We start from the raw sequence: 22,903 nt of genomic DNA, 5'->3' as shown, positions 1-22,903 counted from the left end.
GGCAGCCCACAAGACACTCTGCGAGAGCGGGACGTTAGTTCGATCAATTTGGCGAATTCATCAGCTTGTTGATTCTCAATTCATTGAATGCGACATTTTCACTTGATCTGATCGCCTACGTTCTGTTTTTAAGTAGCGTGAATATCAGAGTCAGACTGACTTCAATTTTTTACGAGGGGGTGGGGGACTATGAGCCGATTCTATTAACGCCGGATACCCAGGGTTGGCGACAAGGCTTTGTTGAACGCATTTCGTGAGGTTGCCAAACAGTTTGACGTGCCCAGTATCACAGTACAGACGATTACGAATTCAAGCGTTGTCGTGCAACTGGTCGACTTCCCAGGGGAGCAGCTCAAGAAGATCGTTGCCCAAGATGGTCAAGTCATTGCTCATATCTCTCTTGCGATCAGCAGATTCGCAACAATGAGCGTCAGCAGAAACCGAGATCAGGCCTCACCTCAGTGGGAACATCTTTATTTTGATCAAGGCGCGGATTTCCATTCTTGGCCAGTAGAAGATCGATTAAAGCTGGATGAGACTATCGCCAAAGCATTCAATTTCACCGGCTTCGCAGATGCGAAGCTGCGAGGAAATCCTGACGCGTTTGAAGTTCTCTTCAATCAATACGAGTCGTCACTTGCCAACCTGCGCGCCATGCTGGCCGACCAAACCGAAAGGGCCATTGAGCAGCGAAGGTGGTTAGATGAGCAAACATTGCTTGAAAAGAGCCGCCTACGAGACGAGTTCAGTTCCAAAGAGGCGGATCTCAATGAACGGATCCAAAAGCGTGAAGCTGCTCTGGAGGAGAGGATCAAGGATGCGGATGAGAGCGATGCGAAGACCGCGAGGCGGGCGATCAGGCTTGCGATGCTCGAGGACGCAAAGAGCCGGGTGAGCGATTTTGGTGTATCCAATAGAACTAGCAGAAAGCGGCTTCCTGTTCAGGCAGCTTTCATCGCTCTAGTGTTCTTCCTCTTTTTGGTGGCAATGGCTGGATGGAGTGACTCACGACTGGTTTGGCAAGAGATGGCGAAGTCCGCAGCGAATCAAGATCAGAGCGCCTATTGGTCGGAGCTCATAGGGGGGTGGGTCAGACTTTCGTTCGCATCAATCGGTATCGTCGGTGCGCTTCTCTACTACATTCGTTGGGAGATGCGATGGGCAGACATGCATGCAACCAGCGAAATGCAGTTGCAGCAGTTCCACATTGACGTCAACCGCGCGAACTGGGTAATCGAGAGTGCTCTGGAGTGGAAAAAGGAAACCGGAGAGGTCGTTCCAAATGACTTACTCAACCAACTGTCCAAGAACCTGTTTACGTCCAAAGCAGACGAGCAGGCTAAACAAGTACTGCACCCAGCCGATGAACTCGCCTCAGCACTCGTCGGGTCTGCCTCCAAACTGAAGCTGAATATTGCCGGCAATGAGCTGGAATACGACAAGCCAGCGAAGATTCCCAACTAGAAGCAGACTTCAGAGTCTTGCCTTTTGCCTATAACCGGGCAACAAACTTCCCACCCCCACTCACCCCAATCACCAACCGCTGCGTCGCCCGCGTAGCGCCCACATAGAACAGCCGCGCATCCTCGCGCTCGTCTTCGCCCTCGGCGGGCATGCGCCCGGCGCCGACCAGCGCCACCACCGGGAACTCCAGCCCTTTGCTGACGTGCAGCGTCATCACCTTGATGCTGTCGTGCGCGGGGTCGAACACGCTGGACGAGTTGCGGCGCAGCTGGTACGGCAGCTTGCGTTTGCGCAGGAACTCGGCGCAAATGTCCATTTCGCTGTGGTGGCGGCAGAGGATGGCCATGTCGGCCCAGGCGTGGCCTTCGCGGTGGGCGGTGGCCAGCAGCTCGGCCACTTGGGCCACCTCTTCGCGCAGGGTGGGCAGGCGGATGATGAGCGGCGCCTCGCCGTCGCGCCCGCAGCTCACGGGTTTGAGTAGGGGCACGCCGTCGTCGTCCTTGTCTTCGGCGGTCAACAGATCAGCGGCAACAAGGCTGGCCGTTTGCAGGATCTGCCGCGTGTTGCGGTAGTTGATCTTGAGGATGGTGGTGCGCCCCTGCGCCTGGATGCCCACGCTCTTGAAGCTGAAGTTTTTGCTCTTCTGCGTGCGGTCGTAGATGCTCTGCGCGTCGTCGTACAGCACGAGCAGGCTGTTGGTGGTGGGGTTCACCATCTGCACAACAAGGCGCAGCCATTCGGGCGCGAAGTCGTGGCCCTCGTCAATCAGCACGGCCTGGTATTGCCCGCTGGGGATCTGGCGGCGGTCCACGCCGGTGATGACGCGCTGAACCATGTCTTCAAAGAAGGCGTCCCAGGGCAGGTTCTGCGGGGGCAGGTCTTGCCCGTAGGCCACCAGTTGCTGGCGGCACCACTTGTGGAAGTGCACAGCGTGCACCCGGTCGGCGATGCCTTTGGCGGCCATCACGCGCGCAATCTGCCGGGCCAGCGGTTCGTTGTAGCAGAGGATGAGGATGGGTTTGCTGGCGGCGGTCTGGGCCTTGGCCAGGTGTTCGGCGCGGTAGCCCAGCAGCATGGTCTTGCCCGAACCGGCCACGCCGTGGATGACGCGGTGCCCGTCGCCCAGGCTGCGCGCCAGTTGCTCCTGCTGCAGGTCCATCACCCTCATGATGCTGGGCAGTTCGGCGACTTCGTCAGCATCGTCAAACAGCTCGCCGGTCACCTGCACCCGCACCTCGGGGAACATGATCCAGCGCACCCGGTCCATCTGCGGCAGCGACATGACGCCGCCCATCATGAAGGGGAACATGTCCCACAGGCGGCTTTGCAGCGCCTCGGGCTCCACCTGTTCGCCCATCTCGTCCTGGCAGATGACGCGATGCGGTTCGATGGCATGGGCGAGTTCGGCCTTGTCGAACTGCGCACGGGTGATGTTGGGCAGCACCACGCCGTAGCTCCACGGAAAGGCCAGCTTGCCCTGGTGCCGGCCTTCGGGCTGCACCAGCTGGGGGTCGCGCTCCAGCGCGTGCACCACCTGGTGCGCGTACTGCCGGGCCTGCTCCAGCGGGTTGGGAATGGTCTTGGGGCCGAGCTCGCCGTGGATGTCCCAGGTCTGCTTGTTGGCCTGGATGAGGGTGGAGAGCCGGAAGTCCTTGACCTCCAGGATCAGGATGCCCCGGCGCGGGTGCATGACGACAAAGTCGGGGTGCTGGTGCTTGGGGCCGACGGCCACGTCGTACCAGAGCAGGTAGTCGGCGTCGAGCTTGTCTTCCAGCCGCTCGGCGGTGCGGCGTTCGCCGGGCGTCATGCGCGAGACGCAACTGCCCAGGGCGGGTATCAGTGTGGCCATCTGACTTGTGTCTTTTTGTTTCCCTGGGCGGCATGATGCCCGCTTTTTGCGGGAACGTGCTCGTTTACCTGCCAACCTCGGCCACCTACACTACGCCCATGCGCCCTTCCCAAGCCCTTGCCCAACACCGCGATGCCGTCTGCAGCGCCGCGCGGCGCTATCGCGTGAGCAATCCAAGGGTGTACGGCTCGGTGCTGCAGGGCCGCGACACCGAGGGCAGCGATCTGGACCTGCTGGTGGACCCGCTGCCCGGGACCACGCTGTTTGACCTGGGCGGCTTGCAGGACGAGCTGGAAGAGCTGATGGGCCTGCGGGTGGACGTGAGAACCCCCAAGGACTTGCCTGCGAGCTTCCGCGCGCAGGTACTGGCCGAAGCCCGCCCGGTATGAACGAAAACCGCCTGCCGGACTACCTTCAACACATGCGGCAAGCCGCCGCAGACGCCGTCGGCTTCGTCGAGGGCATGAGCCGGGACGAGTTTCTGGCTGACAAACGCACGCAGCAAGCGGTGGTCATGAGCCTGATCGTGCTGGGCGAAGCGGCCACCAAGGTGATGGACCGTTACCCCGATTTCGCCAACGCCCAAGCGCAGATTCCCTGGCGCAGCATGCGCGGCATGCGCAACCGGATCGCGCACGGGTACTTCGATATCGATCTGGGCGTGGTCTGGGATACGGTTCAAAACGCGCTGCCGGGGTTGCTGGTTGCGGTACAGCCACTGCTGGACGACTCAGGGGCTTGAGCTTCAATGTGCGCCCCTCGGTCAAACTCGCCCTTTGACCGAGGCAACCGCACTTACTACGTCAGCGTCGAACGCCTGCGAGCCTTTGGGCAACTGGCTCCGCTGCAACGGCTGCAGTGGGTGGAGCTGTGTTCGCACTTTGTGCGGCTAGGGCAAAAATCGCTCCAAGCGGCCAAAACTGTTTCTCATGTTTTACATAACCGTCGAAATGAACATAATGAGAAACATATGCCTGCCAAACCACCCCTTCCGACCGCCCATAGCACCGCCCAGCTGCAGGCCTTAGGCGCACAGCTTCGCGCGCGCCGCAAGGCTTTGCGAGTGAGCAGTACAGCGGCAGCCGAGGCCGCAGGCATGTCGCGGGTGACGCTGCATCGCATCGAGAAGGGAGAGCCTTCTGTGGCGGCCGGCGCCTGGGCCAACGCCATGGCGGCGCTGGGTATGTCGCTGGTGGCGCTGAACGTCGAAGACGCCCACGCCACGCGCCCCGAAGATGTCAATGGGCCGGATCTGGCCAACTGGATTCCCGTGCGTGTGCGCCTGGCGGACTACCCGCAGCTCAAGGCACTGGCCTGGCAGGTGCACGGCAGCGAAGCGCTCACGCCCATTGAGGCTCTGGGCATTTACGAGCGCAACGCGCGCCATCTGGACATGGCGGCCATGTCGTCCGCCGAGCAGGCGCTGCTTCTGGCCTTGCAAACGGGTCTGGGTAAGGGCCTGGGCCAGGGATCGGGGGATGCCGCGGCAGTGGGGTCGCCCGGTGTTTGAACGACCACACCACCAACGCATTGCGCACGTGCTGGCCGCGCTGGACGGCAATGTGCTGCGCCAGCATGGCTGCCTGTTTGGCGGGGGCACATGCATCGCCCTGCGCCACGGCGAGTACCGCGAATCGGTGGACATGGACTTTCTGGTGTCGGACGCAGCGGGCTACCGGGAACTGCGCCAGTTGCTCACGGGGCCGACTGGGCTCAACGCGGTGGTGCGACCCGGAGCGCAGCCGTTGACGATGCTGCGCGAGGTGCGCGCCGATCAGTACGGCGTGCGCACGGTGGTGCAGATGGACAGTCAGGCGATCAAGTTTGAAATCGTCCGCGAGGCTCGGATCGCACTGGAGGCCCCCGGCCAGGACGACGTGGTGTGTGGTGTCGGCACGCTGACGCGGCTCGACCTGGCAACCTCCAAACTGCTGGCCAACTCAGACCGACAAGCGGACGACGGCGTGTTCAGCCGCGACGTGATCGACCTGGCCATGATGGATCTGCGCCTGCCCTTGTTGCGCGCGGCGCTGACCAAGGCCACACACGCCTATGGACCTGCTGTTGCGCGCGACCTGGCCAAGGCGATTGACCGCTTGCAGGAGCGCCAGGGCTGGCTGGAGCGGTGTACGCAGACCATGGCGATGACGATGCCCAAGGCGGTGCTCTGGCAAAAGGTTCGCGCCCTGCGCAGGGTGTTGAAAGCCGGCTGAGGTGCCGCGACCAGGTCAGAGCTTGCCTTTTGCCGGTAGACGCGCAGCCCCCCTTGGACAGCCGCGCTTCCATGCGTTCGTCTTCGCGCCTGCCGCAACAACAAAAAAGGGGCGCCCGAGAGCGCCCCATTGCCTCCATCCACCCCGTCTCAGTGCAGCGTAGTGGACGCCATGATGTGGTGCATCTCCTGCTCCAGCCCTCTGGAGGGGATGACCACCATTTGTTTGCCGCCGAATTCGGCCGAATAGCGCGGCACCTGGCTGGCGTGTTGGTAGGCCTCGCCCAGGCGGACGATGAGTTTGCCCACTTCCACCTGTGACAGGTGGTGTTCTTCGGCGAATTCCTTCAGTCCGGTGACCTTGCCGTCGTGGATCCAGGCGATGCCGAAGTGCGTCGGTGGTGTGCCCAGGAACACGAAGGCTTCGTGGTCGGCCGGCACCACCTCCAGGTGGTCGCTCACCTTGTGCGCAAGTTCCTCCAGCGGCGCCTTGACCTCGTCAAGCTTGTCCACGACTTCGCTGCCGGCGGGCAGCGGCGGGTAGGCCTCTTTGCGGCCAAAGAGTTTGTCCAGTAGCCTCATGGTGTCTCCTTTGCAGTTGAAACAACGAGAGCCTGACCGCTGCTGCATGGGCCCGCGGGGACCGCACGAGCCGGCCGCCAGACGGGCTCACGTTAGACCATGGGGGGCCCACTTTTCAAATGGGGTTGTTCTGCAGGCGGGTTCCGGCCGGGGCAGCGTCCTGGGGCAGCGCGTCCGCCTTGGCCCGCATCTTGGCGGCGATGTACTCGCCATGGGTCACGTGCAGCAGGCCGGCGATCTTGCTGATGACGTGGTTTTCGTGTGCGTCCAGGTGCGCGTCGGCATAGGCCACGTGCCACAACGATTCGACCAGTTCGATCTTTTGCGGATGCGTCAGGCGGTCGTTGACCCGGCTGGTGAAGGCGTGAAAGTCGTTGGCGGTACGGGCGGTGTCCTGCGCCAGCGCCATCAGGTCGTCCACGGACGCGGGCGGCAGCACAAAGCGGTCGCTGAGCGCACGGATCACGGCCTGCCGCTCGGCCGCGCTGTGGTTCTGGTCGGCGCGCATCACCTCCACCAGCAGCACGGCGGTGGCCAGGCGAAGCGCCTGTTCGGCCTCGGCGGCCGAGTGGGTGGGGTCGATGTCGAGGAAGGTATCGAGCAGGTGCCGGAAGGCTTTGAGCATGGGCGGTGTCGGGCTGTTTTTCAGGGGCTACTTCTTCACCAGATGCCCGCGGATGTCGGCCAGCTTGGCCTGCAGGCGGCGCTGGTTGTCCGCGCCGACACGCAACAGGATCTTGCGCCCGGCCGACAGGTTCTGCAGCTGCGGGTCGGCAAACTCGTAGCGCACCCAGGGCCGTTGCGAAGGCACGGAGCCTTTGACTTCCACCAGATGGACCGCCGGCGCCTGCGCGGGCACGGGCGTGTCGATCAGGTGGTCGATCACCTGCACCAGCCGGTCGTTGAAGTAGCGCCCCGGGAAGCCCTGTTCCGCATAAGCCTGCTGGAACAGCGGGTAGAGGCGGCGGTACATGCCCACCGCCTGGGCCGTGTCGATCGACTCGATCAGGCTCACCAGTGGCTGGTAGCGCCGGCTGTTGTCGGGGTGGATGGTCTCGGTGCCGTCGGCGCTGTTGCGCTGGGTGGTGAAGCGTTGCGGCGTGGGGCTGACGGGCCAGACGGTGACCGGCGCGTGCGGCCGCGCGAGGTTGTCCACGGTGGCCACCGCGTGGGAGAGGAAGCCGTCGATCTGCAGGAAGTTGAGCACGTTCTTGCGGCCGATCAGTCGCTCCAGCATCTGGTTCACCTGCGGCCCGGCGTCGGCCAGCGCAGGCAAAGGCTCTTTGTCAGCCTGGCCGTCGGCGCCGGGTTCGGCGGCGTCGATGGGGTGTTCGACGGCGGGTGTGGTGGGTGCGGCGGCGGGAGCGGCTGGCTGTACGGGCTCGGCGGGTGCGGCCGGTGCGGCGGCAACCGGTGCGGCTTCGGGTGCGGGCACCGCCTGGTTGCGCTTCCAGGCGTAGTAGCCGCCTGCGGCCACCAGGGCGAGCACGATGGCCGCCACGAGCAGGGAAGGGGTTCGGGAAGGTTCGGGGGGACGGTACTCGTCGCGATCCAGTTCAGGTTCCATGGGCCTCATCTGCGCCGTAGCGGTGGACAGGCGGACCATCCTACGCGTCTGGAGGGGTCAGGTCCACCCTGCGCCCCGACCTCCCGCCCTGCCCGGCCACAACACCAGCCACACCACCCCCACCAGCCCCAGCCACTTCAGCAGCGCCAGCAGCGACATCAGCGCGCCGGTGATGGCAGCGACGAAGAAGTATTCGCTGTGGGTGAGCGTGATCGTGAGCCAGGTGAACAGGTTTTCGCCGACGTCGGATAACACCATCAGCGGCAGCGCCCAGCCCAGGCGGTTGAGCCAGCGCGAGACGGGCTGCCCCACGCGCCGCAGCCCGGCCCCGCGCGCGAACCCGGCCACGCAGAAGCGCGACAGCACCTGGGCGTAGGCCACGATGAGGCCCAGGTCCCACAGCAGCGACCAGCGGGGTGAACCGAACAGGTTCACCTGCTGCAGACCGGTGATCAGTCCTTCCCAGATCTGGCCCCGCTCAACGGCGGCGAGACCGTCGTAAAACCACAGCATCTGCCAGCGCACAAAGTCCAGGTTGGTGGCCAGAAACGCCGGGTAGCTGGAGAGCGCCTGCCACAGGTCGGCCCAGAAGTTCTGCTGCGCGTAGTACTCGCCCTTGAGCAGCATCTGCCCGATGCCGCCGTACAGCACCAGGAAGGCCAGGCCCCAGCCCAGGATGGGCCACCAGGGCTGGGGCCGCGCCCAGTCGGTGTCTTTCGGGTAGGCCACGGCAAGGGACTGCACGCTGGCGTGTTCTTCGGCGGGGATGGTCTGCCGGCCGCCGGCGCCGTCGTCCACCAGCCCCGGGGTGCGCACCGCCATGCCGGTGACGGCCCACAGCGGGGTGCGGTGCAGTTCACTGTGGGCCACGGGCACCAGCGGTTTGGGGCTGGACGGGTCGGCGTACAGCGCTTCCAGCACCTGCTGGTCGGTCATGGGCTGGCCGTCTGCCGCACTCAGGCGAAGGCCACATTGCACGGCTTCGCCCACCAGCCACCCCATGGCCCGGTCGGCCAGCGCCAGTCGGTCGGGCGTGTAGCCGCCCCCCACGTCGCAATGAGCGCCAGAGAACCAGAGCTGTTTCAGCGACACGGGCAGACCGCGGTCGGACCGGTACTGGCCGTTGGGGTCGACGTACTGCCGGGGAGCGAACTGCGCGCGGTATTCGTCAAGGGCCAGCGCCTGCCGGACGTTGAGGAAGCGCTTGCCGCCCACGTCGGCGCGCGCGGTGAACTGTTTGGAGAACGGCGGCATGCCCACGGACGCCACCGTGTCCCAGACGCCCACGAAATGGATGTTGACGTGCTGTTCGAAGGGGTCGGCGAACAGCTGCGTGGCCTGCCGGGCGATGCGGCGCGCGCTCTCGCCGCGGCTGTCGCGGTCCGAGAAGTAGACGTGCAGCAGCGACGGCACCATCGAGACCATGTGCGGCTGCAGGATGCCGAACATGTTCACCAGCCCCGCCACGCTGCGCGCCGTGAAGGCCCCGCGCGAAAAGCCGAACACGTAGATCTCGTCGCCGGGCTGGTAGCTCGACATGAGGAACTGGTAGCACTCGGCCATGTTCTCGTAGACCCCGCGGCCGAAGGCCAGGCCGGCCAGTCGTTCACCGTAGCGGTTGATGCTGTCCCACACGGTGGCGCCGGGCAGCTCGCCCGGGTTGCCGACGCCGGGGTCGTAGAACACCAGCTGGTCCCCGTCGCCATGGTTTCGGAGCAGCTGGCACAGCCGCACGACGTTGGTGTCGCTCTCGCCGCCGGTGAGGTTGTTGTTGGTCCCGTCGCAGCAGAGGACGATCTGGCGTGGCGTTGAAGCGTTCATGGTCTGCTCCTTCACAAGCCGTGGGAGCTGCAAGTGTGATCCCAAAGACGGCCCGCCACTCCCCCCTGAATGAGGGAGGCGCAGGCGCCCGTTGAGGAGTAGCTTGGCAGCCCCCTCACCAACCATTCGGAGGTTTCCATGGGCAACCCGAACGACAAGCCGCCGGCCAAGGAGGGCTGGCTGGTCAAGCTGAACCTGGTGCTGACGATGGTGCTGGCGGCACTCGGCTTCTGGCTCAACTACAACGCGCAGCAGCAGAAGCTGGCCTTCGACGAGCAGAAGCTGGCGCTGGACCGGCTGCAGTCCCTGCTGGCCACGAACCGGGACCAGCGCGAGGAACGCGGCTCGCGCGAGCAGATGCGGCTGCAGCTGTTCGACAAGGTGTCGGTCTCGCTTCAGCGGGGCGAGGACCGGTACGTCGAGGCGGCGCGCGCGCTGGTCGAGAGCCTGCTGTCCACCACCGACCCGGTCGAGTCCGAGCTTCGTGTGGGTCTGATCCGCGCGCTGGCGCTGGGTGCACCGGTGGCCCAGCAGCAGGCACTGAAGGAGGCCGCCAACAAGGAGGCCACGTTCCAGACCGAACAGCGGGCGCTGGAAGCCGAGGTGCAACTGCAGGCGACAAAGCCCCTGGTGCGCAACAGCCCGCTGGCGGCCTACCGGGTGGACGTGTTCTATTGCGCCGGTGCGTCGAGCGCCGCCAACGAGAGCCGCGCCCAGGGATTCCAGAGGACGCTCAGGGAGCGCATCGACGGCATCCAGGTGCGGGTGCGGGAACTCGCGCCGTCCATCAACGCCAGCCCGGGGTACGGCATCACCCGCAGCGAGGTGCGCTACGAAACCGCCACGGAGGCCCGCCCCGCCGAAGAGCTGGCGGGCCTCCTCGCCAGCGGTGGCGCCCGGCTGCCGCTGAGACCCGTGAACAACACCACGCCCCTGTACCTGAGCGTGTTTGCCTGCTGACCTGCGCGCCCCACGCACACGCCGGGATGCGGCGCTGTCCTACACGCGCCACAGGCTTCGTCGGACGCGCGGCCTTTGCGGGTTCAGGGATGATCGGCCCATCACAGGAGACCACCATGAATGCTCTGGCTTGCAGCGTTTTCTCTGTCGCCCTCTGTGGCTCTATCGTCCCCGCGTGGGCCGCGGGCGACCGGCCGTCCGTGCAGGCGCAGTACCAGGCCGACCGCCAGGCCTGTCTGTTGCTCACCGATCCCGTGGCCCGGCAGGACTGCCTGCGCGAAGCCGGGGCGGTGCGCCAGGAGGCGCTGCAGGGCCAGCGCGCGCCTACACCCGATGCCGCCGCCCTGGCCCGCAATGCCCTGGTGCGCTGCCAGGCGCACCCGGCCGGCACCGAGCGCGACCTGTGCGAGCGCATGGTGCGGGGCGAAGGCCGGGTGCAGGGTGATGTGGCCAGCGGCGGGGTGTTGCGCGAGCTCACGGTGACCGTGCCCGCACCGACGCCGGCCGACCCCGCGCGATGACGCCGGGGAAACGGAGACGGGGAGGCCTCAGTGCCGCTCAGGCACCTGCCCCACCTCGTCGCCCCACACGCGGTTGATGCGGCGGCCGCGCTGCACGGCCGGGCGCTCGCCAATGGTTGTGGCCCAGCGCAGCACGTGCGTGTACTCGTGCACCGAGAGGAACTCGCCCGCGTTGTAGATCTTGCCCTCGACCAGGGCGCCGTACCAGGGATAGATGGCCATGTCGGCGATGCTGTACTCGTCACCCGCCATGAAGGTGTGTGTGGCCAGGTGGCGGTTGAGCACGTCGAGCTGGCGCTTGGTTTCCATGGCGAAGCGGTTGATGGGGTACTCGAACTTCTCGGGCGCGTAGGCGTAGAAGTGTCCGAAGCCGCCGCCCAGGTAGGGCGCAGAACCCATCTGCCAGAACAGCCAGTTCAGCGCCTCGGTGCGCGGCGCGTGCGCCTTGGGCAGGAAGGCGCCGAACTTCTCGGCCAGGTAGAGCAGGATGGCGCCGGACTCGAACACGCGCGTCGGCGGTTCGGTGCTGCGGTCCAGCAAGGCCGGAATCTTGGAGTTGGGGTTGACCTCGACGAAGCCGCTGGAGAACTGGTCGCCTTCGCCGATCTTGATCAGCCAGGCGTCGTACTCGGCACCGCTGTGGCCCAGAGCGAGAAGCTCTTCGAGCATCACGGTCACCTTCACGCCGTTGGGCGTGGCCATCGAATACAGCTGCAGCGGATGCTTGCCGACCGGCAGGGCCTTGTCGTGCGTGGGGCCGGCGATGGGGCGGTTGATGTTGGCGAACTGGCCGCCGTTGGCCTGGTCCCAGGTCCAGACAGCAGGTGGGGTGTAGGGGGTGTGGGTGCTCATGGACCCATGCTAGTGCAGCGGCAGAAACCCTGCCACGCCCCCCGTTCAGTGCACGAGCACCTGCCGCAGGGCCGACGCCAGCTCCGACGCCACGAACTTGGCCACATAGGCGTCGGCGCCCACGGCCTGCACATGGGCCTCGTTGGTGGTCCCGGTGAGGGAGGAATGGATGACCACCGGGATGGACTTGAAGCGCGGGTCCTGCTTGATGTTGCGCGTGAGCGTGAAGCCGTCCATGACCGGCATCTCCAGATCGGTCAGCACCAGGGCCACCCGGTCGGTGGCGGCCCGGCCTTCGGCGCGCGCCTCGTCGTCGATCGACTGCAGCCGGTCCCAGGCCTCCTGCCCGGTCTTGGTCATGACAAAGTTCACCCCCATGGCGCCCAGCCCCTGCTCGATCAGCATGCGCGCGACCGGCGAGTCGTCGGCCGCCAGCACGATGGACCCGGGTGGCAGGACCACCTGGTCGCCCACGGCGTCGAGGGCAGTTTCCTTTCCTGTCGGAGGCATCACGCTGCGTAGGATCTGCTCCACGTCCAGCACCTGCACCAGCCGTGTGCTGCCGTTCTCGCCCCCCAGCTTGGCGATGCTGGTCACCAGGTCGCCGCCATTGCCTTCGGCGGCCAGCACGTCGCTCCATTCCAGCCGCACGATTTCGTCCACCTCTTCGACCGCGAAGGCCTGGGTGGTGCGGGCGTACTCGGTGACCATCAGGATGCTGTGCCCCCGCCTGGGCGTGCAGCCGACCATGGCGGGCAGGTCGATCACCGGAATGATCTGGCCCCGGATGTTGGCCACGCCCAGCACCTGCGGCGGCGCGTTGGCGATGCCGGTGATCTTGGGCATGACCAGGATTTCGCGCACCTTGAAGACGTTGATGCCGAACAGCTCGCGGCGGTCGCTGCCGGGCGCCTCGCCCAGGCGGAACAGCATCAGCTCGAACTGGTTGTTGCTGGTGAGCTGCGCGCGTTCATTGACGTCGTGCAGCGAGGTGCTCAGGCTCATGGCGGACTCCGAAGGGAATAACACCCGCAGGATACGAAGCATCCGCCAGCACCGAAGTCCGGATCAGCGCGGAGAAAACCCGGCTATTCACTCGCCCTGTGCCCCAGCTGCAAAACGGAGGACACTTGGTTCACAGTTCATGTCCGTCGCCAACCCACCCGCACCGCCATGACCCAACGCCCGCGAAAAGCCATTGATGTGAACGCCGCCGACACGCCGGACGCCTCGCCGATCGGTCAGGCCATCCTTTCGCTGATCGGCAAGGTGCCCGCCTCCCGGGAACCGGTCAGCCCCGCGCCCATGGACGATGCCCGCAAGGCGGCCAACGCGGCGGCGGCCAAGGCTGCGCTGGCCGCAGGCGCGCTGGCGCTGCCACCCGGCGTGGTGGGCTGGCTGACCATCCTGCCGGAGATGATGGGCGTCTGGAAAATCCAGCGGCAGCTGGTGGCCGACATCGCGGCGATCTATGGCAAACACGCATCGCTCACGCCCGAACAGGTGGTGTACTGCCTGTTCCAGCACACCGCCGCGCAAGGGGTGCGCGACCTGGTGGTGCGTGTGGGTCAGCGCACGCTGGTGCGGCGCGCCTCGCCGGTGCTGATCCGTACGATCACGCGCCGGGTCGGCGCCAAGCTGGCACAGAAGGCGGCGGGCAAGGGCGTGGCGCGCTGGATTCCGGTGGTCGGCGCCGTGGGCATGGGCGCCTACGCGTACTACGACACGGCGCAGGTCGCGGCCACGGCCATCGATCTGTTCGAGGGGGTGATCGAGGTCGAAGCGGTGGAGGTGGACGGTTAAGCGCCCCGCCCGGCCAGTGCAAAGTTGATCGCTGCACAGACCGCCGTGGTCTGCGCCAGATTGCATTGGGACGGTGTCGCGCGCGGGCTGTCCGGATAGACCTCGGTGGTCGTGGTGTAGCGCGCGCCCGTGATGCTGGCGCAGAGTCCCAGCTCCCGCAGGGGATAGCGGATCACTCCGGGCGCCACCATGGGCGAGCCAATGATGCCGCCGGCTGCGTCGGCGGGCGCAATGTGCGTGACCCTGGAGACCTCGTCGATGATGGCCCGCTGGAACCCGGGTTGAGGGTTCTCGGCGTCGTCCACCAGATAGAAGCCGTCGGGAATCGTGCAGGGCTCGAAGGCCTCGCCATCGCGGGCCGCCTTGGCTGGCCGGAACTCGGATTCGTCGCTGTCGGTGGTTTCGTGCAGGTCGATGTGAGCGATGAACCGCCCTTTGAACGGCGCGACCAGACGCATCAGCGCCGCCGACTCGGGCGCCGGGCTCGGCTCGCGGAACGAGCGGTTGGGGTCGACGGCATCGTGGTTCCAGCGCTGGACGCGCTCATAGGCCCAGGGACTGACGCAAGGCACCACCAGCAGGTTGACCCGGTCACTGAACGCCGCGGCATCCTGCGCCAGGAACTGCAGGGCGCCGTGAACGCCACTGGTCTCGTAGCCATGCACACCGCCGGTGACCAGCACCACCGGCAAGTCGCTGCGCCACCGGCGACTGCGAACGGCCAGCAACGGGAGACGCTCATCGCCGGACTCCACCTCGCCATAGGTCTGCACGTCGAAATGACCGCGCAACCGGTCCACCGCCGCCACCACGTCGTCGCGGTGGGAGCGCTGGCGCCGCTGGCGCGAGCGCCAGAGGGCCCGCTCTTCCGGGCCCCAGGGCTTGCCCGGCGTTCCGATGGGATAGAAGGATGTGGTGGCCTCTGAAGACGTCATGGACGGACTTTCTGTGGTGCGGTGGCGCAGCGACAATGCAGCCATGAATTTTGCCGAACACCTCAGAACCCTTCCGTCGGTCGCCCACCTCGCGTCGCTGGACCTGCTCGACGCCAGCGGCGCCCTGGTGGCGAGCATCCACAACCAGCCTGGCCAGGCCGGCTCGCTGGCGATCTACCACGCGCTGGCCAAGCAGTACGGCGGCACCATCACGCCCGAAGCCGCGGCACTGGGCCTGCAGTGGTACGGAGAACACACGGCGGACGCCCTGGCGAACCCCGGCAAGCACCCCAACATCGACCGGCTGCTGGCCTGGTCGCAGGGAACGGCCATCTATCTGGTGCGGCCGCACAACGCCTGACCGGCGGTCAGATTCACGTCAAGGGGCGTGAACTACAATTGCGGGCTATGTTTGACGCCAGCCCGTTCTCCCTGAACACCGCACCCGCCGCCATGGCCGGTGTTGCTGCGCGCGCAATCTCCATCAAAACCACGACCATTAAGGGCTGATCCAGCCTGGTTCGTCGTGCGCCCTCCCCGGCCAGACGAGCCGGGCAAGTCGGTCTGGTCTGGACCTGTTTATTCACTTGAAAGGGCATTCTCAATGAGCAAGTTGGTTGGTCTGGTCGGCTGGCGCGGCATGGTCGGCTCCGTTTTGATGGATCGCATGGTCGAGGAAAAGGACTTCGACCTGATCGAGCCGCTGTTCTTCTCCACCTCCAACGCCGGCGGCAAGGCGCCTGCCATGGCGAAGAACGAAACCACGCTGCAGGACGCGAACAACATCGACGCCCTCAAGCGCTGCGAGATCATCATCACCGCCCAGGGTGGCGACTACACGAACGAGGTCTACCCCAAGCTGCGCGCCGCCGGCTGGAACGGCCACTGGATCGACGCCGCCTCCGCCCTGCGCATGGAAAAGGACGCCGTCATCGTGCTCGACCCGGTCAACATGCCGGTGATCAAGAACGCCCTGGCCAAGGGCGGCAAGGAATGGATCGGCGGCAACTGCACGGTCTCCTGCATGCTGATGGGCGTGGGCGCGCTGTACAAGGCCGGTCTGGTCGAGTGGATGAGCACCCAGACCTACCAGGCAGCCTCGGGCGGCGGCGCCCAGCACATGCGCGAACTGCTGACGCAGTACGGCACGCTGAACGCCGAGGTGAAGGCCCTGCTGGACGACCCCAAGAGCGCCATCCTGGAAATCGACCGCAAGGTCATCGCCAAGCAGCGCAGCCTGAGCGGCGCCGAGACCGCCAATTTCGGCGTGCCGCTGGGCGGTTCGCTGATCCCCTGGATCGACAAGGACCTGGGCAACGGCATGTCCAAGGAAGAGTGGAAGGGCATGGCCGAGACCAACAAGATCCTGGGCATGGGCGAAGGTTTCGGCTCGGCGCCGATCCCGGTGGACGGGTTCTGCGTGCGCGTGGGCGCCATGCGCTGCCACAGCCAGGCCCTGACCTTCAAGTTGAAGAAGGATGTGCCGGTGGCCGACATTGAGGCCATGATCGCCGCCGACAACCCCTGGGCCAAGGTGGTGCCGAACACCCGCGAAGCCACCATCAGGGACCTGACGCCGGTGGCCGTGACCGGCACCATGAGCATCCCGGTCGGCCGCATCCGCAAACTGGCCATGGGCCCCGAGTACGTGGGCGCCTTCACCATCGGCGACCAGCTCCTGTGGGGCGCCGCCGAGCCGCTGCGCCGCATGCTGCGCATCCTGCTCGACGCCTGATTCGTCACTACTTCTTACTTACATTCACAAAAAAGCCGGCCTGCGCGCCGGCTTTGTCGTTGTGACGCCGCAACGCGAACAACGCCCGTGGGCCGACCAAAGGCCACCCCGGAAACTCAAGCGGATTCTCAGCTTGTCACCGTAATGCGTTGATGTTAAGGTCAATTCTCGGTTTTTTACGTCGAGGTTCAAGTGCCCAAATCCACCCGCCATACCCCCTTGTTCGGGACCATGACCACCCTCGGGGGCGTCGGTCGCAGAGGAACTTCGCGGTTACATGCCGTGGCAGCAGCTGCACTGCTGTCTGCCGGCCTCATGCAGCACGACGACGCGCTCGCTCTCGCGCTTGGTCGCGTGGCGGTGCAGTCCTCGTTGGGCGAGCCTTTGCGGGCCGAGGTGGATGTGCTCGAAATCACGCCCGAAGAGGCCTCCAGCCTGCGTGTCGGACTGGCGGCACCTGAAGCCTTCAGGTCCTCGGGCATGGACCTCAGTTCGGCCATCGCCGGACTCCAGATCACCCTGCAGCGCCGGGCGGACGGCCGTGCATACCTGAGCGTGGTGGGCTCGCGCCCTGTCAACGAGCCCTTCGTGGACATGGTGCTGGAGGCCAATTGGTCGTCCGGCCGGCTGGTGCGGGAATACACACTGCTGCTGGACCCACCCAAGACCACGGCGGCGCCACCAGCACCGCTCAACGCTGCCGCGGCAGCACCTGCGCCAGCCCCGGCGGCTCGCAGCAATGCCGCCGCAGCACCCGCTGCCCCGAGCCGAGCGGCCACCCCATCGGCGGCCGCAACCCCCAAGGCAGACAAGCCCGCTGCGGCAGCCCCTGCGGCGGCCAAGCCGGCAGCAGCGCCCTCCGCCGATGGCCCGTCCAAACAGGTCACCACCAAGGCTGGCGACACCGCTGGCCGCATCGCGGCGGCCAACCTGCCCGCCAATGCATCGCTGGACCAGATGCTGGTGGCCATGCTCCGCGCCAATCCGCAGGCGTTCATCGGCAACAACGTCAACCGGATGAAAGCCGGCGCGATCCTGAACCTGCCGACCGAAGCAGCATCCATCGACGTCTCTGCCGGAGAAGCCAAGCGCATCGTGGCGGCACAGAGCCGCGACTTCAACGAGTTCCGTCGCCGGCTGGCGGGTGCAGTCCCCGAAGCACCTGTGGCGGCCGCCGACCGCCAGGCGTCCGGCAAGGTGCAAACCGAAGTCGAAGACAAGAAGCCGGCCCAGTCGGCTCAGGACAAGCTGACGCTGTCCAAGGGCGCGGTTGCGGGCCAGGATGCCAAGGAAGACAAGATCGCCCAGGAACGCCAGGCCAAGGAAGCATCGACCCGGGTGGCAGAGCTTTCTCGCAACATCGACGAGCTGTCCAAGCTGGGACCGGCCGCGGCATCGGGTGCGCCGGCGGCTCCTGCAGCCAAACCCGCCGCCAGCACCCCGGCCCCGTCTCTGCCTGTGGGGGCTCCAACCGCACCAGCTGCGGCGCCCGCACCTGTGGCCGCCACACCTGCCGCCCCCTCCCCGGAACCGGCCGCAGCCCCGGCCCCCCCAACCCCTACCGCGGAATCTGCACCTGCTCCGGCGCCCGAGGCGCCTGCCGCCGCTGAGCCTCCTGCTCCCCCTCCGGCACCAGCCCCAGCTCCTGCACCGAAACCACGTCCAGCGCCTGCCCCCGCGCCTGTCGAAGAGCCGTCGTTTGTCGGCCAGCTGATGGACAACCCCATGGTGCTGCCTGGCGCGGCCGCCCTGCTGGCGTTGCTCGGAGGCTTCGCGTTCTACCGCACGCGCCAGAAGAAGAAGGGCAGCGGCGTCGACAGCTCCTTCCTGGAAAGCCGCCTGCAGCCCGACTCGTTCTTTGGCTCCAGCGGGGGGCAACGCATCGACACCAACGAAGCCGCGGCGTCCGGATCGTCCATGGTGTATTCGCCCAGTCAGCTGGACGCCGCCGGTGATGTCGATCCCGTGGCGGAGGCCGACGTCTACCTCGCCTACGGCAGGGACCTGCAAGCCGAGGAGATCCTCAAAGAAGCCATGCGCAGCGCACCCACCAGGGTCGCCATTCACAACAAGCTGCTCGAGATCTACGCCAAGCGCCGCGACTCGAAGGCTTTCGAGGTGGTCGCCACGGAGGCCTATGCACTCACGCAAGGCCAGGGACCGGAGTGGGAGCACGCCTGCGAACTGGGCAAGGAACTGGATCCTGCCAACCCGCTGTACCAGCCCGGAGGAAGTCCGGCGGTCAAACCCGGCGCGGCCGTGCCGATGGCCACCGGCGCCACCATCCCGTTTGGCAGCAGCACGCTGGGAGACAACGCCAAGTCGGGAGACGCAGGCGACCTGGATCTCGATCTGGACTTCATGGAAGAGTCCTCGCGCTCGCCGCTGGCTGCCGCCAACGGCAAGGCCGACGCTCCGGTGTCGGCAATGGATGACCTTTCCCAGACCGACGCCCTGACCCCTGAGCCAGCCCAGTTGGCCGACCCGGCGTCGCGGCCCATGGATTTCGATCTTGACTTCCCGTCAGACCCCATGCCGCTGACCTCAATGCCCGCGGCAGAGCAGCCTACTTTCGACCATGCGGAAGTCCTGCCCGACTTCGACATCGAGACACCGGCGAGTGCGCCCGCAGCTGCACCAGCCTCTCCGGAACTGATGTCCTTTGATCTGGGCGACCTGAGCCTCGACCTCAATGGCAAACCCGAGGCGGGCGATCCGCTGGCGGGCAACGAGCTGGGCGCGGAAAGCCCGCTGGAAACCAAGCTCTCGCTGGCAGAGGAGTTCCGCGCCATCGGCGATCTGGAAGGCGCGCGCTCCCTGGCCGAAGAGGTGCTGGCAGAAGCATCGGGCTCTCTCAAGACCAAGGCCAGCGCTTTCCTGGCAGACCTCTCCTGACCCCCGCATCCTCCGCTCCTCTCCCCGACGCGCCCACTCCGGCCCCGATGCCGGCCGGTGGGCGCATCGCATTGGGCGTGTCCTACAACGGCCGGAACTACGACGGCTGGCAGAGCCAGCCCAGCGGCCAAACGGTCCAGGACAAGCTCGAAAGGGCCCTGGCCCGCTTTCTGGATGTGCCTGCGGTGAATACCCTTTGCGCCGGGCGCACCGATGCTGGCGTGCACGGACTGAACCAGGTGGTGCATTTCGACAGCCCGCTGGTGCGGCCTGAAAACGCCTGGGTGCGCGGCACCAACAGCTTCCTGCCGCCCGACATCGCCGTGCAATGGGCGCGCAAGGTGCCACCAGGCTTTCACGCACGGGCCAGCGCCACCGGCCGGCGCTATGCCTACGTACTGCTCGAATCGCCCGTGCGCCCCAGTGTGGACCAGGGACAGGTGGGCTGGGTGTTCCGCCCGCTGGACCTGGCCGCCATGCAAAGCGCTGCCAACGCGCTGCTGGGCGAACACGACTTCACGTCGTTCCGAGCGTCGTCCTGCCAGGCTCACAGCCCGGTCAAGGACATGCGCCGCATCGAGATCGCCCGGCGCGGTGCCTACTGGCGCTTCGAATTCGAAGCCTCGGCCTTCCTGCACCACATGATCCGCAACATCATGGGCTGCCTGATTGCTGTCGGAACCGGGAACCGCCCGCCGTCGTGGATGGCCGAGGTGCTGGCCGCCCAAAGCCGCGACGCCGCCGCGCCCACCTTTGCACCCGACGGCTTGTATTTCCTGGGTCCGGTCTACGATCCGTCCTGGAACATCCCGGACCGCACACCCGCTTTCGACTGGTTGCCCTGAGCCCCATGCCCCACCGCACCCGCATCAAGATCTGTGGCCTTACGCGCGAGGCCGATGTGGATGCGGCCGTGCGCGCAGGGGCCGATGCCATCGGCTTCGTGCTCTACCCGCAGAGCCCGCGCTTCGTCAGCCCCGAACGAGCCGGCGAACTGGCACGCCGGCTACCGCCCTTCGTCACGCCCGTGCTGCTGTTCGTCAACGCCAGCCCCGAGTTCATCACCCAGGGTCTGGCCGCTGTGCCCAACGCCCTCCTGCAATTCCACGGCGACGAAACGCCCGCCGACTGCACAGCCGCCTGCCGACCGTTTGTCCGCGCCGCGCGCATTCCCCCTGGCCCGGCCGGCGCGGGCTTCGATCTCCTAAAATACGCGTCCGACTTCACCGCAGCCCAGGCCATCCTGCTCGACGCCCATGTCGAGGGCTACGGTGGCGGCGGTCAATCTTTCGACTGGACGGCTTTCCCTTGGTCACACCCCACACTAAACGCCAGCTCTCGTCTCGTTTTGTCTGGTGGACTCACGCCTGCAAACGTGACCGATGGCATTCGCCTCGTGCGGCCCTGGGCCGTTGACGTGAGCTCCGGGGTCGAAGCCGCCAAAGGCATCAAGGACCCAGACAAGATGCTCGCCTTCGTGGCCGCCGTGCGCGCGGCCGATGCACAGAACCCCCGCCCCAGCTGACCCGTCTTCGGGTGGCTCGGGCCCAGCAACGAGACACCCCACATGGACACCGGCACCTACCAGCAACCCGACGCCCGCGGCCACTTCGGCATCTACGGTGGCAGCTTCGTGAGCGAGACGCTCACCCACGCCATCAACGAGCTCAAGGCCGCGTACGCCAAGTACCAGCACGACCCCGAGTTTCTGGCCGAATTCCGCAAGGAACTGGCCCATTTCGTCGGCCGGCCCAGCCCCGTCTACCACGCCGAGCGCATGAGCCGCGAGGTCGGCGGTGCGCAAATCTTCCTCAAGCGCGAAGACCTCAACCACACCGGCGCGCACAAGATCAACAACGTGATCGGCCAGGCCATGCTCGCCAAGCGCATGGGCAAGCCGCGCGTGATCGCCGAGACCGGCGCCGGACAACACGGCGTGGCCACCGCCACCATCTGCGCCCGCTACGGCCTGGAGTGCGTGGTCTACATGGGCAGCGAGGACGTCAAGCGCCAGAGCCCCAACGTCTACCGAATGAAGCTGCTGGGCGCGACCGTCGTGCCCGTCGAGTCGGGCAGCAAGACGCTGAAGGACGCGCTCAACGAAGCCATGCGCGACTGGGTCGCCAACGTGGACAACACCTTCTACATCATCGGCACCGTGGCCGGCCCGCACCCCTACCCGATGATGGTGCGCGACTTCCAGAGCGTGATCGGCAACGAATGCCTGGTGCAGATGCCGCAGATGCTGAAAGAAGCCGGCTGTGTGGGCGAGCAGCCCGACGCCGTGGTCGCCTGCGTGGGCGGTGGCAGCAACGCCATGGGTATCTTCTATCCCTACATCAACCACACCGGCACGCGCCTGATCGGCGTGGAGGCGGCGGGGGAAGGCCTGGACAGCGGCAAACATTCTGCGTCGCTGCAGAAGGGCAGCCCCGGCGTGCTGCACGGCAACCGCACCTACGTGCTGCAGGACGACAACGGCCAGGTGACCGAAACGCACAGCGTCAGCGCGGGCCTCGACTATCCCGGCGTCGGCCCCGAGCATGCCTTCCTCAAGGACATCGGCCGCGCGGAATACGTCGGCATCACCGACAAGGAAGCGCTGGAGGCCTTCCACTACCTCTGCCGCACCGAGGGCATCATCCCCGCGCTGGAATCCAGCCACGCTGTGGCTTACGCCATGAAGCTGGCCAAAACGATGAAGCCCACGCAGTCGGTGCTGGTCAACCTTTCCGGCCGCGGCGACAAGGACATCGGCACCGTGGCCGACCTGTCCAACGCCGACTTCTACTGCCGACCCAGCTGTCGCGGCCAGTCCGTCAAGGGCGGCGCCGATTCCGTTGTGAAGGTGTCCAAATGAGCCGCATCGAAAAAACCCTGGCCGACCTGAAGGCCCAGAACCGCAAGGCCCTGATTCCGTTCGTCACCGCTGGCTTCCCGTATGCCGACATCACGCCCAAGCTGATGCACGGCATGGTCGAAGGCGGTGCCGACATCATCGAACTGGGCGTCCCGTTCTCCGACCCGTCCGCCGACGGCCCGGTGATCCAGAAAGCGGGCGACCGCGCGCTGTCGCTGGGCATCGGCCTGGCGCAGGTGATCACCATGGTGCGCGAGTTCCGCAAGGAGAACGACCGCACGCCGGTGGTGCTGATGGGGTATGCCAACCCCATTGAGCGCTACGATCAGAAGCACGGTGCGGGCAGCTTCGTGCGCGACGCCTCGGCCGCCGGCGTGGATGGCGTGCTGGTGGTGGATTACCCGCCCGAAGAATGCGAGGAGTTCGCGGCCGCGCTGCGCGCCGCGAACATGGACCTGATCTTCCTGCTGGCCCCCACTTCCACCGACGAGCGCATGGCGCAGGTCGCGCGCGTGGCGAGCGGTTATGTCTACTACGTCTCGCTCAAGGGCGTGACCGGCGCCGGCACGCTGGATGTGGGCCAGGTCGAGGCCATGCTGCCGCGCATCCGCGCGCATGTGAGCATCCCGGTCGGCGTGGGCTTCGGCATCCGCGACGCCGAGACCGCCAAGGCCATTGGCAAGACCGCCGACGCGGTGGTGATCGGCAGCAAGATCATCCAGCTGATCGAGGACGAGCCCTTCGAGAAGGTGGTGCCGGTGGCGGCGCACTTCATGCGCACCATCCGGAAAGCGCTGGACGCATAATCCGCCATCTTTAAGCCGGCCCCAGAGTCCGGCCCATCGTT

23 protein-coding genes are annotated in these 22,903 nt (G+C 66.1%); 15 read left to right on the top strand and 8 right to left on the bottom strand.

Annotated elements, in window-relative coordinates:
- Nucleotides 1-321: 321 nt before the first annotated feature.
- On the top strand, nt 322-1,464 hold the full coding sequence (locus tag DD542_RS09780) for a hypothetical protein (RefSeq protein ID WP_127805408.1): 1,143 nt from the start codon (nt 322-324) through the stop codon (nt 1,462-1,464).
- A 28-nt stretch (nt 1,465-1,492) separates the two neighbouring features.
- Here the strand turns inward: DD542_RS09780 and DD542_RS09775 are convergent, their stop codons facing one another.
- Nucleotides 1,493-3,313 carry a 3'-5' exonuclease gene (locus tag DD542_RS09775; protein WP_127805406.1) on the bottom strand — a complete coding sequence of 607 codons (1,821 nt, stop codon included), beginning with the start codon at nt 3,311-3,313 and terminating at the stop codon, nt 1,493-1,495.
- A 98-nt stretch (nt 3,314-3,411) separates the two neighbouring features.
- Here DD542_RS09775 and DD542_RS09770 point away from each other — a divergent pair, with 98 nt between their 5' ends.
- The 4 genes from DD542_RS09770 to DD542_RS09755 all read left to right on the top strand — a co-directional run bounded on the left by DD542_RS09770 (nt 3,412) and on the right by DD542_RS09755 (nt 5,526).
- Nucleotides 3,412-3,702: a nucleotidyltransferase family protein gene (locus DD542_RS09770; protein ID WP_066158165.1), complete on the top strand. Its 291-nt coding sequence runs from the start codon at nt 3,412-3,414 to the stop codon at nt 3,700-3,702.
- Nucleotides 3,699-4,055, top strand: coding sequence for a DUF86 domain-containing protein (locus DD542_RS09765; RefSeq protein WP_066157862.1), 357 nt, complete (start codon nt 3,699-3,701; stop codon nt 4,053-4,055). Before DD542_RS09770 ends, DD542_RS09765 begins: the two co-directional genes overlap by 4 nt.
- Nucleotides 4,056-4,283: 228 nt before the next feature.
- On the top strand, nt 4,284-4,823 hold the full coding sequence (locus DD542_RS09760) for a helix-turn-helix transcriptional regulator (RefSeq protein ID WP_127805404.1): 540 nt from the start codon (nt 4,284-4,286) through the stop codon (nt 4,821-4,823).
- Complete coding sequence (locus DD542_RS09755) at nt 4,816-5,526, top strand: nucleotidyl transferase AbiEii/AbiGii toxin family protein (RefSeq protein WP_164868378.1); 711 nt, start codon at nt 4,816-4,818, stop codon at nt 5,524-5,526. The genes DD542_RS09760 and DD542_RS09755 overlap by 8 nt, the downstream gene beginning before the upstream one ends.
- Before the next feature lie 149 nt (nt 5,527-5,675).
- Here DD542_RS09755 and DD542_RS09750 read toward each other — a convergent pair whose 3' ends face one another.
- From DD542_RS09750 to DD542_RS09735, 4 genes are all read right to left on the bottom strand, one after another.
- Complete coding sequence (locus tag DD542_RS09750; protein WP_127805400.1) at nt 5,676-6,107, bottom strand: hypothetical protein; 432 nt, start codon at nt 6,105-6,107, stop codon at nt 5,676-5,678.
- A gap of 115 nt (nt 6,108-6,222) precedes the next feature.
- Entirely contained in the window at nt 6,223-6,732 is a 510-nt protein-coding gene (locus tag DD542_RS09745) for a TerB family tellurite resistance protein (RefSeq protein WP_127805398.1), read from the bottom strand.
- A 27-nt stretch (nt 6,733-6,759) separates the two neighbouring features.
- Nucleotides 6,760-7,674, bottom strand: a complete 915-nt coding sequence (locus DD542_RS09740) for a DUF3014 domain-containing protein (RefSeq protein ID WP_127805396.1) — start codon at nt 7,672-7,674, stop codon at nt 6,760-6,762.
- A gap of 57 nt (nt 7,675-7,731) precedes the next feature.
- On the bottom strand, nt 7,732-9,495 hold the full coding sequence (locus DD542_RS09735; RefSeq protein WP_164868377.1) for a DUF2235 domain-containing protein: 1,764 nt from the start codon (nt 9,493-9,495) through the stop codon (nt 7,732-7,734).
- A gap of 138 nt (nt 9,496-9,633) precedes the next feature.
- On the opposite strand from DD542_RS09735, the gene DD542_RS09730 reads away from it, so the two are divergent.
- Together DD542_RS09730 and DD542_RS09725 are read left to right on the top strand one after the other, a co-directional pair.
- Nucleotides 9,634-10,455, top strand: a complete 822-nt coding sequence (locus DD542_RS09730; protein WP_127805391.1) for a hypothetical protein — start codon at nt 9,634-9,636, stop codon at nt 10,453-10,455.
- 116 nt (nt 10,456-10,571) lie between these two features.
- Entirely contained in the window at nt 10,572-10,976 is a 405-nt protein-coding gene (locus tag DD542_RS09725) for a hypothetical protein (RefSeq protein ID WP_127805389.1), read from the top strand.
- A 27-nt stretch (nt 10,977-11,003) separates the two neighbouring features.
- On the opposite strand, the gene yghU is transcribed toward DD542_RS09725, so the two are convergent.
- Nucleotides 11,004-11,828 carry a glutathione-dependent disulfide-bond oxidoreductase gene (gene yghU, locus DD542_RS09720; RefSeq protein ID WP_127805387.1) on the bottom strand — a complete coding sequence of 275 codons (825 nt, stop codon included), beginning with the start codon at nt 11,826-11,828 and terminating at the stop codon, nt 11,004-11,006.
- A gap of 45 nt (nt 11,829-11,873) precedes the next feature.
- Entirely contained in the window at nt 11,874-12,833 is a 960-nt protein-coding gene (locus DD542_RS09715; protein ID WP_127805385.1) for a chemotaxis protein, read from the bottom strand.
- A gap of 168 nt (nt 12,834-13,001) precedes the next feature.
- On the opposite strand from DD542_RS09715, the gene DD542_RS09710 reads away from it, so the two are divergent.
- Nucleotides 13,002-13,631 (top strand): hypothetical protein, encoded by a 630-nt coding sequence (locus DD542_RS09710; protein WP_206610790.1) that lies wholly within the window; start codon nt 13,002-13,004, stop codon nt 13,629-13,631.
- On the opposite strand, the gene DD542_RS09705 is transcribed toward DD542_RS09710, so the two are convergent.
- Entirely contained in the window at nt 13,628-14,566 is a 939-nt protein-coding gene (locus DD542_RS09705; RefSeq protein WP_127805383.1) for a M14 family metallocarboxypeptidase, read from the bottom strand. The genes DD542_RS09710 and DD542_RS09705 overlap by 4 nt on opposite strands.
- Before the next feature lie 43 nt (nt 14,567-14,609).
- Here DD542_RS09705 and DD542_RS09700 point away from each other — a divergent pair, with 43 nt between their 5' ends.
- From DD542_RS09700 to trpA, 7 genes are all read left to right on the top strand, one after another.
- Nucleotides 14,610-14,927, top strand: coding sequence for a DUF2322 family protein (locus tag DD542_RS09700; RefSeq protein WP_079365567.1), 318 nt, complete (start codon nt 14,610-14,612; stop codon nt 14,925-14,927).
- A 243-nt stretch (nt 14,928-15,170) separates the two neighbouring features.
- Entirely contained in the window at nt 15,171-16,301 is a 1,131-nt protein-coding gene (gene asd / locus DD542_RS09695) for an aspartate-semialdehyde dehydrogenase (RefSeq protein WP_066157830.1), read from the top strand.
- A 282-nt stretch (nt 16,302-16,583) separates the two neighbouring features.
- Complete coding sequence (locus tag DD542_RS09690; protein ID WP_347232071.1) at nt 16,584-19,196, top strand: FimV/HubP family polar landmark protein; 2,613 nt, start codon at nt 16,584-16,586, stop codon at nt 19,194-19,196.
- Between the two features lie 47 nt (nt 19,197-19,243).
- On the top strand, nt 19,244-20,041 hold the full coding sequence (gene truA / locus DD542_RS09685; protein WP_127805379.1) for a tRNA pseudouridine(38-40) synthase TruA: 798 nt from the start codon (nt 19,244-19,246) through the stop codon (nt 20,039-20,041).
- A 5-nt stretch (nt 20,042-20,046) separates the two neighbouring features.
- The gene (locus tag DD542_RS09680) at nt 20,047-20,721 is read left to right on the top strand and encodes a phosphoribosylanthranilate isomerase (protein WP_127805377.1); all 675 of its coding nucleotides are present in this window, start codon (nt 20,047-20,049) and stop codon (nt 20,719-20,721) included.
- 42 nt (nt 20,722-20,763) lie between these two features.
- A complete protein-coding gene (gene trpB / locus DD542_RS09675; RefSeq protein ID WP_127805375.1) occupies nt 20,764-22,056 on the top strand; it encodes a tryptophan synthase subunit beta in 1,293 nt (430 codons plus the stop codon).
- A complete protein-coding gene (trpA, locus tag DD542_RS09670; protein ID WP_127805373.1) occupies nt 22,053-22,862 on the top strand; it encodes a tryptophan synthase subunit alpha in 810 nt (269 codons plus the stop codon). Before trpB ends, trpA begins: the two co-directional genes overlap by 4 nt.
- Nucleotides 22,863-22,903: the final 41 nt, after the last annotated feature.

It is taken from the genome of Hydrogenophaga sp. NH-16, assembly GCF_004006415.1.
GTDB classification, from domain to species: Bacteria; Pseudomonadota; Gammaproteobacteria; order Burkholderiales; family Burkholderiaceae_C; genus Hydrogenophaga; species Hydrogenophaga pseudoflava.
This window is presented reverse-complemented; position numbering and strand designations above follow the sequence as displayed.

Coding starts and splice junctions, on each gene's coding strand:
- trpA (WP_127805373.1), top strand. CDS start 22,053: ATGAGCCGCATCGAAAAAACCCTGGCCGACCTGAAGGCCCAGAACCGC.
- DD542_RS09760 (WP_127805404.1), top strand. CDS start 4,284: ATGCCTGCCAAACCACCCCTTCCGACCGCCCATAGCACCGCCCAGCTG.
- DD542_RS09715 (WP_127805385.1), bottom strand. CDS start 12,833: ATGAGCCTGAGCACCTCGCTGCACGACGTCAATGAACGCGCGCAGCTC.
- DD542_RS09765 (WP_066157862.1), top strand. CDS start 3,699: ATGAACGAAAACCGCCTGCCGGACTACCTTCAACACATGCGGCAAGCC.
- DD542_RS09730 (WP_127805391.1), top strand. CDS start 9,634: ATGGGCAACCCGAACGACAAGCCGCCGGCCAAGGAGGGCTGGCTGGTC.
- DD542_RS09775 (WP_127805406.1), bottom strand. CDS start 3,313: ATGGCCACACTGATACCCGCCCTGGGCAGTTGCGTCTCGCGCATGACG.
- DD542_RS09745 (WP_127805398.1), bottom strand. CDS start 6,732: ATGCTCAAAGCCTTCCGGCACCTGCTCGATACCTTCCTCGACATCGAC.
- asd (WP_066157830.1), top strand. CDS start 15,171: ATGAGCAAGTTGGTTGGTCTGGTCGGCTGGCGCGGCATGGTCGGCTCC.
- DD542_RS09725 (WP_127805389.1), top strand. CDS start 10,572: ATGAATGCTCTGGCTTGCAGCGTTTTCTCTGTCGCCCTCTGTGGCTCT.
- trpB (WP_127805375.1), top strand. CDS start 20,764: ATGGACACCGGCACCTACCAGCAACCCGACGCCCGCGGCCACTTCGGC.
- truA (WP_127805379.1), top strand. CDS start 19,244: ATGCCGGCCGGTGGGCGCATCGCATTGGGCGTGTCCTACAACGGCCGG.
- DD542_RS09680 (WP_127805377.1), top strand. CDS start 20,047: ATGCCCCACCGCACCCGCATCAAGATCTGTGGCCTTACGCGCGAGGCC.
- DD542_RS09770 (WP_066158165.1), top strand. CDS start 3,412: ATGCGCCCTTCCCAAGCCCTTGCCCAACACCGCGATGCCGTCTGCAGC.
- DD542_RS09710 (WP_206610790.1), top strand. CDS start 13,002: ATGACCCAACGCCCGCGAAAAGCCATTGATGTGAACGCCGCCGACACG.
- yghU (WP_127805387.1), bottom strand. CDS start 11,828: ATGAGCACCCACACCCCCTACACCCCACCTGCTGTCTGGACCTGGGAC.
- DD542_RS09705 (WP_127805383.1), bottom strand. CDS start 14,566: ATGACGTCTTCAGAGGCCACCACATCCTTCTATCCCATCGGAACGCCG.
- DD542_RS09750 (WP_127805400.1), bottom strand. CDS start 6,107: ATGAGGCTACTGGACAAACTCTTTGGCCGCAAAGAGGCCTACCCGCCG.
- DD542_RS09700 (WP_079365567.1), top strand. CDS start 14,610: ATGAATTTTGCCGAACACCTCAGAACCCTTCCGTCGGTCGCCCACCTC.
- DD542_RS09740 (WP_127805396.1), bottom strand. CDS start 7,674: ATGGAACCTGAACTGGATCGCGACGAGTACCGTCCCCCCGAACCTTCC.
- DD542_RS09735 (WP_164868377.1), bottom strand. CDS start 9,495: ATGAACGCTTCAACGCCACGCCAGATCGTCCTCTGCTGCGACGGGACC.